General features: G+C 56.4%; 11 protein-coding genes, 1 tRNA gene and 1 pseudogene. 9 read left to right on the forward strand and 4 right to left on the reverse strand.

The features are described 5' to 3' along the window. Nucleotides 1-130 (reverse strand): annotated as a pseudogene (locus tag VGE80_RS18590) (putative DNA modification/repair radical SAM protein); the annotation flags it as partial. A 276-nt stretch (nucleotides 131-406) separates the two neighbouring features. On the opposite strand from VGE80_RS18590, the gene VGE80_RS18595 reads away from it, so the two are divergent. The 3 genes from VGE80_RS18595 (at nucleotide 407) to VGE80_RS18605 (ending at nucleotide 4,878) form a co-directional block, all read left to right on the forward strand. After that, on the forward strand, nucleotides 407-1,456 hold the full coding sequence (locus tag VGE80_RS18595; RefSeq protein WP_440593705.1) for a ligase-associated DNA damage response exonuclease: 1,050 nt from the start codon (nucleotides 407-409) through the stop codon (nucleotides 1,454-1,456). Then, nucleotides 1,453-3,060 (forward strand): ATP-dependent DNA ligase, encoded by a 1,608-nt coding sequence (locus VGE80_RS18600; RefSeq protein WP_440593706.1) that lies wholly within the window; start codon nucleotides 1,453-1,455, stop codon nucleotides 3,058-3,060. Before VGE80_RS18595 ends, VGE80_RS18600 begins: the two co-directional genes overlap by 4 nt. Before the next feature lie 939 nt (nucleotides 3,061-3,999). After that, the gene (locus VGE80_RS18605; RefSeq protein ID WP_373649150.1) at nucleotides 4,000-4,878 is read left to right on the forward strand and encodes a class I SAM-dependent methyltransferase; all 879 of its coding nucleotides are present in this window, start codon (nucleotides 4,000-4,002) and stop codon (nucleotides 4,876-4,878) included. Nucleotides 4,879-5,271: 393 nt separating this feature from the next. Here the strand turns inward: VGE80_RS18605 and VGE80_RS18610 are convergent. Beyond that, nucleotides 5,272-5,344: transfer RNA gene (locus tag VGE80_RS18610), tRNA-Lys, on the reverse strand. A gap of 462 nt (nucleotides 5,345-5,806) precedes the next feature. On the opposite strand from VGE80_RS18610, the gene fae reads away from it, so the two are divergent. The 4 genes from fae (at nucleotide 5,807) to VGE80_RS18630 (ending at nucleotide 10,267) form a co-directional block, all read left to right on the forward strand. Continuing rightward, nucleotides 5,807-6,403, forward strand: a complete 597-nt coding sequence (gene fae, locus VGE80_RS18615) for a formaldehyde-activating enzyme (protein ID WP_373649151.1) — start codon at nucleotides 5,807-5,809, stop codon at nucleotides 6,401-6,403. An 88-nt stretch (nucleotides 6,404-6,491) separates the two neighbouring features. Then, a complete protein-coding gene (locus tag VGE80_RS18620; RefSeq protein ID WP_373649152.1) occupies nucleotides 6,492-6,728 on the forward strand; it encodes a hypothetical protein in 237 nt (78 codons plus the stop codon). A 137-nt stretch (nucleotides 6,729-6,865) separates the two neighbouring features. Beyond that, on the forward strand, nucleotides 6,866-8,173 hold the full coding sequence (locus VGE80_RS18625) for a DUF1015 domain-containing protein (protein WP_440593707.1): 1,308 nt from the start codon (nucleotides 6,866-6,868) through the stop codon (nucleotides 8,171-8,173). Between the two features lie 96 nt (nucleotides 8,174-8,269). Beyond that, a complete protein-coding gene (locus tag VGE80_RS18630) occupies nucleotides 8,270-10,267 on the forward strand; it encodes a prolyl oligopeptidase family serine peptidase (protein WP_440593708.1) in 1,998 nt (665 codons plus the stop codon). 199 nt (nucleotides 10,268-10,466) lie between these two features. Here VGE80_RS18630 and VGE80_RS18635 read toward each other — a convergent pair whose 3' ends face one another. Further along, a complete protein-coding gene (locus VGE80_RS18635; protein WP_440593709.1) occupies nucleotides 10,467-11,648 on the reverse strand; it encodes a serine hydrolase domain-containing protein in 1,182 nt (393 codons plus the stop codon). A 362-nt stretch (nucleotides 11,649-12,010) separates the two neighbouring features. Between VGE80_RS18635 and VGE80_RS18640 the strand changes: the two genes are divergently transcribed. Next, nucleotides 12,011-12,973 carry a YihY/virulence factor BrkB family protein gene (locus VGE80_RS18640; protein WP_397568560.1) on the forward strand — a complete coding sequence of 321 codons (963 nt, stop codon included), beginning with the start codon at nucleotides 12,011-12,013 and terminating at the stop codon, nucleotides 12,971-12,973. Next, the gene (locus VGE80_RS18645) at nucleotides 12,973-13,392 is read left to right on the forward strand and encodes a hypothetical protein (protein WP_373649157.1); all 420 of its coding nucleotides are present in this window, start codon (nucleotides 12,973-12,975) and stop codon (nucleotides 13,390-13,392) included. Before VGE80_RS18640 ends, VGE80_RS18645 begins: the two co-directional genes overlap by 1 nt. A gap of 229 nt (nucleotides 13,393-13,621) precedes the next feature. On the opposite strand, the gene VGE80_RS18650 is transcribed toward VGE80_RS18645, so the two are convergent. Continuing rightward, nucleotides 13,622-14,794: a zinc-dependent alcohol dehydrogenase gene (locus VGE80_RS18650; protein WP_373649158.1), complete on the reverse strand. Its 1,173-nt coding sequence runs from the start codon at nucleotides 14,792-14,794 to the stop codon at nucleotides 13,622-13,624. Between the last annotated feature and the right edge of the window lie 526 nt (nucleotides 14,795-15,320).

Raw genomic sequence — 15,320 nt, forward strand, 5'->3', positions numbered from 1 at the left:
GACAAATCCCCATCCCCTCAGTGCTGCCCAGCCGACTTCCCGCGCGCGTTCCCTTCGATCCGCTGCTCGCGCAGGACGCATCGTACTTGGCCGCATCAGCCAGGATCGAAAGTTTTTCCTGTATATCCATAAACCGATTAACCGCCAGAAACTCGCCGAATTAACAGGAAACAAACGCTCATTTTCGGGACACTTCTAGAGATTTCTGTGCGATCCCTCAAGGAGCAAATCATGATCCAAGACTGCACACCGGGACTGGAGCCAGCCTGAAAGCCAGTGGCGCAAATGAGACTCATCCCCCCGGAAAAACTTTCCAAGGAGAAACTTTCTGCCAGCATTCGCCCGGTGGAACCGTATTTGCAAGCAACGGGTTAAACCTCAGAAGATGCATTTTCAGAATCGGACCATGGCGAACCTGATATCAGTGACCGATCGGGGTCTGTATTGTGAACAGGGCGATTTTTTCATCGACCCCTGGCAGCCCGTCGTGCGTGCAGTCATTACGCACGCGCACGGAGATCATGCTCGACCAGGGAGTGAGCGATACCTGACCACCTCTCAGGGACGCCAGGTCCTCCAAACCCGCATGCAGCCCGGCGCCCCCATCGACACCCTCGCTTATGGCGAAGAGCTCTCTGTGAATGGAGTCAAGCTCTCGCTTCATCCAGCGGGTCATATCCTGGGATCCGCTCAGGTGCGATTGGAATTTCAGGGACAAGTCTGGGTGGTATCGGGCGACTACAAGGTCGCACCCGATTCCACCTGCGAGCCGTTTACTCCCGTACGCTGCCACACGTTTATTACCGAGTGCACGTTTGGACTGCCCATCTATCGCTGGCCAGCAGACAGCATCGTGACCGACGAATTGAATCAATGGTGGCGTACGAATCGTGACGAGGGACGGGCTTCCATGATCTTCGCGTATTCGCTCGGGAAAGCACAGCGCGTCGTCTCCTGTGTCGACCCGGCGATCGGCCCCATCTTCTGCCACGGCGCGGTTCAACGGGTGAACCGCGATTACATCGCCTCCGGAATCCCACTCCCTCCCACCACCTACGCGGGCGCTGCCTACGGGCGCAAGGACTGGAAAGGCGCCCTGATTCTCGCCCCACCGTCCGCGAATGGTACCCCCTGGATGAGGCGCTTTGGTGAGATTTCCACCGCGTTCGCCTCTGGCTGGATGCAGGTTCGGGGTGCTCGACGACGACGCGCGGTCGATCGAGGCTTCGTCATCTCGGACCACGCCGACTGGCCCGGACTGCTGGGAGCCATCCAGGCCACAGGTGCCGAACGAGTCCTCGCCACCCACGGCCGCACCGGGCCCATGGTGCAGTGGCTGCGGGAAGCTGGATACGACGCCCTCTCGCTGCACACCGAATTCGTAGGAGAAAGGGACGATGTCGACATTGATGCTGTCGACATCGATAGTGCCGGGGACGAGGAGACCCAGACGTGAACGAGTTCGCGCAACTCTACCGGGCACTCGACGAGACGACAAAAACCAGCCGCAAGATTACGGCGATGCGAGAATACTTCTCCACCTGCACCGCCAGCGACGGCGCGTGGGCGATCTACTTCCTCAGTGGGCGACGCTTCAAACGCCTGATCTCGACCGGTCGACTGCGCGAGTGGTGTGCCAGCGCAAGCCAGGTCCCCGACTGGATGTTCGATGAATGCTATGGGGCCGTCGGCGATCTGGCAGAAACCATGGCCCTGCTCATGCCGGAAGAGTCTACCGGCTCGACAACCTCACTGACGGACTGGATCGAAAATCGCATTCGCCCCCTCAGCCAGATGTCCGACGCCGACTGCCGCGAAGCCATGATCACAGCCTGGGGGGACCTTTCCGCTTATGAACGGTTTGTCTTCAACAAACTCGTCACTGGAGGCTTTCGCGTTGGGGTCGCACAGCAGATGGTGATTCGTGCTTTGGCCGAAACCAGCGGAGTGGATGCGGCGGTCATCGCGCATAGGCTCATGGGAACCTGGGAACCCGTGCCCGACTTCTTCACATGGTTGCTGGCTCCTGACAGCGGAGAAAGCGATTCCAGTAAGCCCTACCCCTTCTGTCTGGCTCATCCCACCGACGGTGATGAAGCAACCTTGGGGAACATTGACGACTGGATCGTCGAATGGAAGTGGGATGGTATCCGCGGACAGGTAATTCGCCGGGGTGGCCAATCCTTCGTCTGGTCGCGAGGTGAAGAACCGATGCTGGAACGCTTTCCCGAACTGGTTCAGCCCGTCGCGGCGTTACCGGATGGAACAGTCCTGGATGGCGAAATTCTCGGCTGGAACGAGGGGGGAGTCCTGCCGTTCAGCGAGATGCAGCGACGGATTGGTCGTAAGACGATTGGAAAGAAGCTACTGGCCGAGGTTCCCGTCCGGTTTGTCGCCTTTGACCTGCTGGAAGAAAACGGGCAAGACCTCCGGAAGCTCCCACTTTCCGAACGCCGGCAGCGCCTCGACGCAATGATTGCGGCACAGCCATCGAACTCCTCCATCATGGCCTCACCACTCATCGAAAGTGATTCCTGGGAAGATCTGCGTCGTATCAGAGAGTCGAGTCGCGAAACCAAAGTCGAAGGGTTAATGCTCAAGCGAGCCAGTTCCGAGTACGGAGTCGGACGCGTAACGGGACTCTGGTGGAAATGGAAAATTGAGCCCTACACATGTGATGCCGTCCTGGTTTATGCGCAACGCGGTAACGGCCGGCGAGCCAGTCTGTATACCGATTATACCTTTGCCGCCTGGGACGGTGGCTCGCTGGTGCCCTTCGCCAAAGCCTATTCGGGACTGACGGATGCGGAAATTCGCGAAGTCGACCGCTACATCCGCGAACACACGCTTGAAAAGTTCGGTCCCGTTCGAGCGGTCACCGCGGAACTCGTCTTCGAACTGGCCTTTGAAGATATCCAGGTCTCAAAGCGTCACAAATCGGGTATCGCTGTCCGCTTTCCTCGCATCGCACGCTGGCGGCGAGACAAAAAACCTGAGCAGGCCGATTCACTCGAAACCATTCGGGGCATGATGCGAAAAGCCACATCACCCGGCCGCTAGAACCCTCGATTAGCGTTCGACTTAATATTCAGCGGGATCCGCCATCAAAATTTCCCGCCCTGCTGCTAAGAGTCAACAGCCCTCTACCCTCTCTCTTCTTCGAGCCCAATAATGCCTCGTCCGCAGAAACTGATATACGCATTAAAGCGTAAGCAAAAAACAAAAAAGTTCTTGCAATGAAAGATGACCGCGGTAATGGTAATCATCTAGTTCATTGGACGAGCGAGTTAGCTTCAAACCCAAATGAGAATCACAGACCGAAGAACAGCCATGCTGGTCGCCGCCGGTCGCTGAGAGATTCCTTTCTCTCGCCCTGCGCCAGACGACCTTTTGCGACTGTTTCTCGCCGCTTTCGTTCGCCGTGCGCATAAATACTGGAATATTTTTTGAACCCGTCCGATACACTTGGCGGTTCATTACATGCCAATCTGGAGGCGCGATGGTGAGCACACTAGCGTTCGCGGAACTCCGTAAACGAAGCTCCCGATGTAAGGTTTCCAGTACGTCGCGTCGCATCGTAAATTACAGCCACACAACAATCTTCCCCACTTACGTACCGCTTCGAATTCGCTGTCCAGTCCGCCGTGAATGCGACCGCAACAACCCTTGAGCAAACTTTAACGACTGTAATTTTCCGACCTTGAGATCCGCCCCGCTCCGTACTCCGTAGGCCAGGTGCCACGTGGGCCACGAATTAATTTGCTTGCGGAGGTTTCTACAGCACGATATTCTGATTGCTCAGTTCATAAAGCAGAGTATGACACTCTGTAACAACTCATAAGATGACTTGAGCGTCGCCGACGATCGGCAACGGAAGCACCTCGTTCTTGCACTAAGCCTTCGGACAGCCCTGTCCAATATTCCGGGATCTTACTGCGCATTCGCCCGCAATTTTTGGCCACACTCGAACCACTGCCCCCGCTCCAAGGAGCACTCTCGATGAGCTTGCTACAGAAAGTGCAAAACCGGCTTACCCGGCTTGCAGGATTCGGTGATTACTCGCCTTGCTCTTTCTACTCTCCCATCCCCTCAATCCAAGAAGTCCGCCGAGATGTCGATCGCATCTTCGATCGCTCGCTCCGCGAACTTGGGGGTGTCGACCTGAACGCATCAGGACAACTCGCCTTACTCAACGAACTGAAGCAGTTCTATGCCGAACAACCCTTTGCCGAAGAAGCACAACCCGAATTACGATACTTTTTCAATAATCCGTTCTACTCATATGCCGACGCCCTCTTCCTTTACAGCATGATTCGCCATGCCAGGCCGAAGCGAATTATCGAAGTCGGGTCGGGCTACTCCTCGTTCGTAATGCTCGACACCAACCAGCAATTTTTTGATAACTCAATCCGCATGACGTTCATCGATCCCTATCCGCAACGACTGCAGTCGCGGTTTAAAGAGGCGGATCACCGCGTCGCAGAGGTCATCCCCAAGCGGGTACAGGACGTCGAACTGAGCCGGTTTGATCAACTGGAGGCCAATGACATCCTGTTCATCGATTCGTCACATGTGGCCAAAGTGGGCAGTGACATCAATTTCATCCTGTTCGACATCCTTCCTCGCCTTCCGCCGGGGGTCTTCATCCACTTCCATGACATCCACTACCCATTTCAATACCCCGAGAAATGGGTTCTTAATCGACGCTGGTTCTGGAACGAAGCTTACATCCTGCGATCGTTTCTGCAGTACAACTCCGCCTTCAAGGTTCGTATCTGGAACCATTTCCTGGGCCTGTTTCACCCCGAGAAACTCGAGGAATTCATGCCTCTGAGCATGAAAAACATCGGGGGCAGCATCTGGCTGCAACGCGTGTAAAGACCAGCAGCAACGGGCGACAAACCAGCCAGTCAACCTCAGTCTCGCTACCTCGTGGCATCCTGGCGCTCACGAAACTCCCCGCCATCAGACAGAAACGGAGGTAGTGACTGCCGGCCGGCAGAGCAAGCACATTGATTCCGCGCACAAAGAGGTAAGCCGTGCGAAATGCGACTGCCGACGGCATGCCTCCACCCGGCGCGGCGATGATCACCACCTGACTCAAATCCGCCAGCCGATACGGTTCACGCGTAGACTTTGCAGTCAGTCCGCGCCAACCACAGAGCCCCCGAGCCGTAAACCCTGCCGAGAGGCAGATAAAGAAACCATCGCGAGAAACAAAAAGAGGGAAGGGACACCACTTCGGGCACCCTTCCCTCTTTGTTGCAACAGTGAGCCCGCTGGGACTCGAACCCAGGACCTACGGATTAAAAGTCCGTTGCTCTACCAACTGAGCTACGAGCTCAAATCTCACTGCGATGTCAGCTGTATCGAGCAGGGACGAAATCACGCTTCCGAAACGGTGCGAGAAAAAAGCCCAACCGAGTAGTTTTCGACCGATTGCTCGGACTGAAAAACTCCTTCGAACGCCGTCCACAAGGCCAACCAAACCAACGGGACGCTTTCTATGGCTCGAAGTCGCGGAATTCTCGTCGTTCGTACTGCTGCCGTCAAGTCTGGGCCGCGATCCCAAAGACAAAGTGACCCGCCCCCGATTCTGCAATGGGATTAATCGTTGCAAACGCCGGAATCACCTCGCGTTAGCAACGTCACGCTGACGCAGTTAGGGACAAAACGTGAGCTTAAGAGCTCCGATTTCCTTGCCGTTGAATTCGCTCCGTTGAATTGACGATCGCCCCTGCGGATCGCCACGATACACGGCGACACGTTCACCAAACTCATTTGCAAAAAACAGAGATCGAAGCAGATGCCAAAGAAAAAAGCGGGTAAGAAAGAAGCCGTCAGCAAAGTGCGGGCGTCAGAGAGAATCGTCATGCGAACCGGTGAAGCTCTGGTCGAAGCCGAACCAGCCTACTCGGCCGCAGAACCCGAAGTGGTGATCGGCGAACTCGATGGTCCGGTCGGTTATGCGATCGCCAACCTGATCGGCGATCAGACCAAAGGCCATTCCCGCGTGTTTGCCATTCTGAACTGCGATGTTCAGGTGCGACCTGTCACCCTGATGGTCAGCAAGGTCACCGTCAAAGACACCAAGTACACCAACATCCTGATGGGGACGGTCCAGGCGGGCATCGCCAACGGGGTTCTCGACGCGGTCCGGGCCGGCGATATTCCCAAGGAAAAGGCGAACGATCTCGGAATCATCATCTCTGTCTGGCTCGACCCCAGCGTGACGGAAGTCGAAGTGGATCACAACATCCTTTTCGAAACGAATCGGCAGGCGACTGCAAAGGCGATTCACAAAGCCATGCACAACGAACCTGGAATCGACTGGCTGCTGAAGAATCAGGCCAAGGTGACGCACTACTTCCATCAGCTCGGACTGGAACGGAAACTCGGCTGAAACCTGTCGCGCCGGCATTCCGCCCGCGTCCTTTTTTATCTTCTCCACTTTTTTATCTTCTCCACTCTGGCGCCGGACTGCATCCATCATGACTCTGGGGAATCTGACAGACGGCGCCGGTCAGCTAAAAATGGCCGGTGACAAACTCACCGCCGCCTGGGAGGCCGCACGCCAGGACTGGAACGACGTCGTGAGCCGCACGATGGAAGAAGAGCAACTCGCCCCCCTGTTGCAGCAGTTACGCAGCACTCTCGACGCAGTCACGCGGACCAGTACGGTCCTGGCAAAGGCCGTGCGAGAGTGCGAAGATGAGGGGCGGACCTGACGAAACAACGATTCTCCGTCTCTCCTTGAACCATTAGTGAACTTCCTTCATCCTATGCCTGTCATCGCATCTCTCGATGCCACGCATCGAGCTTTGGATGCCGATGCCGTTTCCGGTTGCAGCAAGGTTGATTGAAAATGGTTGAAGTCAGTCCGTTTCGTGGTTGGCGTTACGACGTCTCTCAGGTAGGTGACCTCTCGGATGTGGTAACACCACCCTATGATGTCATCGACAGCAAATTTCAGGATCAGCTCTACAAAAAGCACCCCTGCAACTTCATTCGACTGGAACTGAATCGCGTCGAGCCAGCGGATCCCGACCCCAAGGCCCGGTACGATCGCGCTGCCGAGTTTATCAAGCACTGGATGATTGACGGGGTTCTGCTGCAAGAGCAGGAAGACGCCATCTACGTCTACTCGCAGGAATTCAAGTGGGAAGGCAAGACGTTCGTCCGGGGCGGTTTTCTGGCGCGCGTCCGGCTGGAAGAGTTTGGAACCGGAAACGTTTATCCCCATGAACAGACTCTGTCAGGCCCCAAGCAGGACCGACTCAGCCTGATTCGCGCGACTCGGGCCAACCTCTCTCCGATTTTCGGACTCTATCCCGATGAAACAGGCTCACTGCAAAAGGGACTCGACGATGCCTGTATCAAGTTGACGCCGTCACTCGCCAAAGACCATCTCGGCGTCATCCACCGCGTGTGGGTCATCAAGGATCACGCGCTGATTGGAAAGGTCAAAGCCGAACTGCGTGACAAGCCAGTCTTTATCGCAGACGGGCATCACCGCTATGAAACCGCACTCAACTATCGCAAGGAACTGACCGCCGCCGGTGAGCTGACGGACGATCTTGCGGCCCCGAACTTCGTCCTGATGCAGCTCGTGGGAATGCAGGATCCTGGACTGCAGATTCTTCCTACGCACCGAATTGTCTCGGGACTGCCTGCCGACCTCACGTCGCAGCAAGTCGTGGATGCACTGAAATCCTGCTGCGAAATTGATGTCCTCGAACAGGGTGACAAAGGGGCGCAAGAGGCGTGGGAACTGATCGAAGCCGACGGGGGACAGGATGTCTTCGGCTTTGGCACCGCCGCCGATGGGAAATGGCTGTTCGTCCGAGTGACCGACCCCAGCCTTATGGAATCACTTGCCGCCGACCACAGCGAAGACTGGCAATCGCTGGGGGTCAGCCTGCTGCACAAACTGCTGCTGGAAGAGCTGCTGTTCAAGAAGCTCGGTGGCACTCCTCAATTCGAATACGTTCATCGACTGGAGGAAACAACGGCCGCGCTGAACGCGAAGACCCATCAGCTTGGATGCCTGGTTGCCCCCGCCTCCATTGAGCATGTTCAGACGATCGCGGCCAATCGAGAAACGATGCCGCCCAAGAGTACCTACTTCTACCCCAAGCTCCTGTCGGGGCTCGTCGTCCACTCACTCTCCTGACCCACGGGTGGCGCCCCACCACAGTGGGGCGCCACCGTCTCACTTCGATCTGTTCTGTGTCACGTGACTTTCCACCCCGCAACGGAAGAACCGAACATGGTGTCTGTCGTCCATCGTGCGTCATCGATCGCGTTTATCGCCATCCTTTCCTGCATCGGGTGGGCAACACATTCACTGCTCGCCGATGGTCCGGCCGACAACCAGGTGGATCAGGTCCGGCGGATTCCGAAGCTCGGTGTGGAAGTCCCCGAGGCAGACCGTCAGGAACTGACCGAAGGACTGACCTCACTGCAAGCCAAAATCGAGCGACTTAGCCAATCCGCCTCGCCGACAGTGAAGGGCTTGTTGCCGGACATTCTGATCTTCCATCGAGCCGTCGATCAGGCACTACGGTACCAGGAGTTTTTTGACGCCAAAGAGATCCCCGTCGGCAAGAGTCTCTTGCAACAGGGGCATCAGCGAGCGGATCAGTTGCTGGCGGGCGAAGCCCCCTGGACCAGGCAGACCGGTTTAGTCGTGCGAGGATACATTTCCCGCATTGACCGCACCGTCCAGCCGTATGGGCTGGTTATTCCCGCGACTTACCAGTTCGACGGATCAGAAGCCCACCGTCTCGACTTCTGGTTTCACGGACGTGGCGAAGTTCTCAGCGAAGTCAATTTCCTCAACGACCGTTCGCGCAATGTGGGTCCCATTTCGCCCGAAAATACCTTCGTTGCTCATCCGTATGGTCGCTATTGCAATGCGAACAAGCTGGCAGGGGAAATCGACACTCTGGAAGTGCTGGAAGCCGTCAAGCAGCAATATCGGATCGATCCCGATCGAATTGCCGTTCGCGGTTTTTCCATGGGAGGAGCAGCCTGCTGGCAATTCGCCGTCCACTATCCCGATCAATGGTTCGCAGCGAATCCCGGTGCCGGTTTTTCCGAGACACCCGAATTCCTGAAGTTCTTTCAGAAGGAAACCCTGAATCCCACTCCCTACGAGCGGGCGCTCTGGCACATGTATGACTGCCCGGATGTGGCAGCCAATCTGGCTCATCTTCCGACCGTCGCTTACAGCGGTGACATGGATTCCCAGAAGCAGGCGGCTGACATCATGGAAGCGGCTTTTGAACGGGAAGGGATGAAGCTACTGCACATCATCGGTCCCATGACGGCCCACAGCATTCATCCGGAATCGGCCAAACAGATCGAAGCGAAACTCGCCGAGTGGGCCCGCAAGGGGATTGACCGCAAACCGTCACAAGTTCAGCTTGTCACCTACACCCTGAAATACAACCGGATGCACTGGTTGACAATTGACGGACTGAATCAGCACTGGGAAGAAGGGCGTGTGATTGTCAAACCGGTGGGCGACGAACTTCACATCACGGCCCGCAATGTCACGGCACTGACCGTGAACCCTCCGCAAGGTCATCCGCGCAAGGTTCGGATCAATGACAGTGCTCCGTTCGACCTTCCCGCGAACGGGTCGTTGATTCACGATGGAACAAACTGGAAAGCGGGACAACCGAGTGGCCTTCGCAAGAAGCATGGACTGCAAGGTCCCATCGACGACGCGCTAATGGACTCATTCATCTTCGTCAAACCGAGTCAACCTTGCCGCAACACGGCGGTGCAGCAATGGGTGGATGCCGAACTGGAACATGCTGTGACGCACTGGCGCATGCAAATGCGTGGCGATTCCATCGTAAAACAGGACACGGAGATCACCGATCAGGATCTGGCCCAGTCGAACCTGATCCTGTGGGGTGACTCTCAAGCCAATCAGATTCTGTCTCGAATCGCCGGCAAATTGCCCATTCAATGGACCGACTCTGAAATTCGCGTGGGAGGACAGACATTCGATGCCGCGCACCATGCCCCCGTGCTCGTCTATCCGAACCCCTTGAACCCCGAAAAGTATGTGGTGCTGAACAGCAGCTTTACCTACCGGGAATACGACTATTTGAATAACGCACGTCAGGTTCCAAAGCTTCCCGACTGGGCCATCATCGACCTCCGCACCCCGCCCAGTCCCCGCTACCCGGGAAAAATCGTCGCGGCAGACTTCTTCGACGAAAAATGGGGACTCAAATCACGCCCTAGATAGGGTGACGCCGCCTAAAAGGGAGTTGGGCCTCTCTCCAGATGCCCAACCCCTCGGCGCAACACAGCACACGCAGGCCACTCCGCGTATCACCCCTGTTGATCATCGATGAAAGGTCATGATGACGGTGGCTGCGGCAAGATACAGCCGGGCGAGTCCATCGGGACTGTCACAGTGTGGAGTACGAATCGCCGCATCCCTGCTATGACAGCCCGTGTTTGTTGACGAGGTCCATCAGCGCGTACCAAAACTTGTTCATGTCGATCGGGCGGCCATTTCCGAGCATCACCGTCGTTATCCCGGTCAGAATGTCGTGGTAGTAGTAGGTGCCGAAACCGCCCCAACCTCCCCCGTGTCCAAAGCCGTTCAATTGTTTTGGATTGTTGTAGTAAAGTTCCCACCCATAACCGTAGGGATTGGTTCGGCTATCTCGCGTACGTGAGGGAATGACCGCCAGCTTCGCCGTATCGGGCTTCATCAGTTTTTTGGCCCGAAGTGCCCTGTCCCAGGCCAGCATATCTTCCAGACTGCACCACACCGCGCCATCGCCGCAGGTGAGAAGTTTTTCCTGCCGGGCGGGTGGCACCCCCCAGAGTGGTTTCCACTCCCCCTCTTCCTGACCGTAGCCGATCGCATCCACACGGCCCGCGACGACAGGAACGCTTCCTGGCCCCTCGCTGACAAACGCGGTCTTCATTCCGGCAGGATCAAAGATCGCATCACGTAAATGCTGGCCGTAGGTGGTGTCGGTGACCCGGGCAATAATCTCGGCCAGCAGAAGATAGTTCGTGTTGTTATAGGCATACTTCTGACCGGTGGGAAAATCGAGTGGTACGTTCTGGCGTGCGAATTCTCCAACATAGTCAGAATTCAGCGTATAGTCAGGGTGCTTTGACAGAACATCCGGAATGTCCATGTAAGAGGCCAGTCCCGATGTGTGCTGTGCCAGATGCCGGATCTGGATCGGGTTCTTCTTGTCATACTCTGGCAACTCGGGAATATACTTCCTGACATCATCAGTGACCTTCAGTTGCTGACGGTCCTGCAGCATCAAAATTGCCGTTGCGGTGATCGACTTTGTGACCGACGCGAGCTCAAACATCGTGGCCGTCGTCACCGGCTGACGGTCCTTGATGGTTGCGAGTCCGACGCACCGCATGTACTCGGGCTGCCCGCTCTGATGGACGAGTACTGCCAGCCCAGGTCCTTCATTGTCGTAACCGAACGACTGGACGAGCCGGTCGAATGGAACATCCAACCTGCGCTCTGCAGCCTGCATCTCTCGAGGTCGCCCCACCAGACCGATGCATGAGGCAAACCCCAGCCGTTTCAACATTTCTCGACGTGAAGTGGCGACGTGCGACCCAAAGAGACTGATATTCATGTGGCACCTTGCAGAGGAGGTTCACCTCGGCTGGGAGAGCTTTCCAACCCGAATCGCGCACTCTCTCCAACCAGAATAACCACTAGCCATGCGTACACATTTAATGTGTCGCTGCTGCTTCAAAAACGCAAGTTCAGGCGTGGCGTGCACTGCCCCTCCGCCGACGTTCCGCCAACCTGTGTGCCCCCCGTCTCGTGAACCGGCTCACACAAAAACGGACTACCGTCTCGGCACTTCAATTGCAGAACTGGCGCACCGGGGGAAGGGACTCCCCCGCTCTCCACAAATAGAACCCGGCCATCCGTTCGTTGTTCGACGGGAAGGCCGCCATGCCACCAGGGAGACCCCAAGGGAGAAGTTGTGTGGTAATAAAACTGATGTCGCGAGAAGCCTGGAATTTACTCCGTCAAACCGCGAGTGACTGGAGCGAAGACAACGTCCCTCGACTGGGGGCGGCACTCTCTTTCTATACCGCCCTGTCGATCGCCCCACTGCTCGTCCTGTCCCTCCGTGTCGCGGCCTCTGTTTTTGGAGAAGAAGCGGCCCGCGGTGAAATCGAATCGCAGATTCAATCGATGATTGGCGAGCAGGGAGCCGAGGCGATCCAATCCATGCTGCAAAGTGCGAATCAGCCCGAGACCGGGACGTGGGCGACGATTCTGGGGCTCGTCACCCTGCTGTTCGGTGCCTCTGGCGTGTTCGGTCAACTGCAGGAGAGCCTGAATACCATCTGGGATGTGACCCCCAAACCGGGCCAGGGTCTCTGGTCTTTCATTCGGTACCGGTTTTTCAGCATGGCGATGGTGATGAGTTTCGCTTTCCTGCTGCTGGTCTCCTTAATTATCAGCGCGGGGTTGTCGTTTGCCGGAGGGTATCTTTTCAATTGGCTGAGTCAATTCGAGGGACTCACGCAGGCGGCAAACTTCGTCGCATCGCTTCTCGTATTCACGCTCTTGTTCGCGATGATGTTTAAATACGTGCCCGATGCCGAAATCAAATGGAAGGACGTCTGGCTGGGAGCTTTCATGACAGCCGTCCTTTTCAACATAGGCAAATTTGTCATCGGCCTTTATCTGGGTCGAACGACGTTCGCCTCGTCGTATGGAGTCGCGGGATCACTGATTGTCCTGCTGGTGTGGGTTTACTATTCGGCCCAGATCATCTTTTTCGGTGCCGAGTTCACCCAGGTCTACGCCAACCGATACGGAGGCAAGATTGTTCCGGCCGAGAATGCAGAACTTGTCCCAGACCAGAAGCATCCTCAGAATAACCACAAACCGGACTCACGTCGGAATTCGTCTCCAGCCTCTGCGAGAACATCCTGATGGCATCAAAACAGCGTGCTTCCGCGTGGGCTCCTTCAACGCCTTTCGAGTGCGTTGAAATCTACATTCCCAAGAAGATCGAGACACTCGCCAAACTCTACACCTTCCTGCAATCCAAGCTGATTGAGCGTAGCGCAAAAGCGCCCGCCGACGCCATCGACGGTTTCTCTCTTTACGAAGTCGATGGAGCCTTTGCCGGTCGCGAGATTTACCAGGAACGAACGATCGTCCTGCGTATTCTGTTTAAGCGAGATCAGTCACAGACCGAGAAATCGATCAGTAAGAAGATTCAACTTCTGGGGCGCGAAGTGGCCGCCAGTGTCGCCATGAAAGAGGAAGAACTCTGGATCTGTCATTTCCCGCAAGGTGTGATCATCTTTCGCCCACTGGACGAAACAGGGGCCTCAAACAAGGAATAAGGTTATCGGGGACCCGACTTGAGACGAAGCGAAAAAATCCTGCTGAGACCCCGGCCCACCCCCACTACCAACCCAACCAACAGCAGCATCTCCCCTCCCCCATTTCGACTTCCATTTCAGATCTGTTGTCGCCCTGCAATTCGCAGACACCTAACCCTGTAGCGGCCGCACTGAAATCAGAACCGCTGCTGGGTCAGGCTGTCGCTGTTCAGCTTCACTTCACGAGTGGTCAGGGCTTCAAGACCACCTTGATGCACCCGTCTTTCTTATCTCGGAACGTCTTGTAAGCTTCTGGAGCGTCCGCCAGGCTGACCCGATGAGTAATGATCCTCGACGGATCGATCAGCCCTGCCGCAATCTTCTCGAACAGCGGCTTCATATAACGCTGCATGTGCGTCTGGCCCGTTCTCATCGTGAGGCCTTTATTCATGAACGCGCCGAAGGGAAGTTTGTCCGGGTAGCCGGCATAGGCTCCGGGGACAGAGATCGTGCCACCTTTGCGACAGGCCATAATTGCTTCCTGCAACACATATCCCCGATCGGGCGTCACAGAGACAGTCGAGCGAACCTTGTCGTAGACCGCCCCTGCCATTCCTGCGGCGTGAGCCTCGCAACCGACGGCGTCGATGCACCGATCCGGGCCTCTCCCTTTGGTCATTTCATCCAGGCGCTCCAGCACGTTCTCCTTTTCGAAATTGATGGTCTCGGCCTTACCATATTTCTGCGCTAATTCGAGACGTTCTGGCACCCGATCGATCGCAATGACACGTTCGGCACCGAACAGCCAGGCGCTCTGAATCGAGAACTGGGCCACTGGACCGCAACCCCACACGGCAACGGTGTCGCCAGGTTCGATCTCGCAGTTTTCAGCCGCCATGTAACCCGTCGGAAAAATGTCTGATAAAAACAGGACCATCTCGTCAGGCAGGTCTGATTCGATCTTGAGAGGTCCGACATCCGCATACGGGACGCGCAGATACTCTGCCTGTCCCCCCGCAAATCCACCAAACAAGTGAGAGAATCCAAACAGCCCCGCCGGAGAATGCCCCATGGCCTTCTTCGCCATTTCCGCGTTCGGGTTGGAAACGTCGCAACACGAATAAAGTTGTTTCTGACAGAAGAAACAACTGCCGCACGAGATCGTGAACGGAATGACGACCCGATCACCCGCCTTGAGATTGCGGACCTCGCTTCCCACTTCTTCCACGATCCCCATCGGTTCATGTCCCAGCACATCGCCGCTCTTCATCGTCGGGACAAACCCGTTCAGCAGATGCAGGTCCGACCCGCAGATCCCGCTGGCCGTGATTCTGACGATCGCGTCGCGTGGATCTTCAATGCGGGGATCCGGAACCGTGTCGACGCGGACATCTCCGGTGCCATGCCAGCAGAGTGCTTTCATAGGTCAATCCTTTCTTTCGTGCATGTGAAGCGACCAGCCCTCATCCGATCGGGGACCGGTACACCGTTGAATTGAGATCCAGCCGGAAGTGCTCAAGCGCAGCAGAAATCGCTGCACAGCGTTTCTGTCAGTTAACCGCTCTCACCGCGCGGAGAGTGATCCCTCCCGAGCGGGAGTTATCTTCTGAGTTCCGTCCCGTTGAGCCGCGCGGCGGTCAGTTTTTCCGAGTCGTTTCCACTGCCAGCAAAAGAGCCCGATGCGGGGCCAGACGCGGCAAGCGGAAGACAACTCACCCGAAACAGTTGGCAAATGGGGTGCCGCAGCGTGACCACATCGTGAAACTTCCTGACGCGGAATCACGGGACGCTGGCGGGACAGACGTGGGCAATGGTAATCAGGCAACGTACCACTGGAACTGTATGTCTGCTTAGCGCCCGGGGCCCGCTCTGCCCACCCTTCCCAGAGGCTTCAACAAGTTCCCCGCCCCCTTCTTATCAAGAGCCTCCGCAGAGAAATTTGCCCTCTT

It is taken from the genome of Schlesneria sp., from assembly GCF_036405755.1.
GTDB classification, from domain to species: domain Bacteria; phylum Planctomycetota; class Planctomycetia; order Planctomycetales; family Planctomycetaceae; genus Schlesneria; species Schlesneria sphaerica.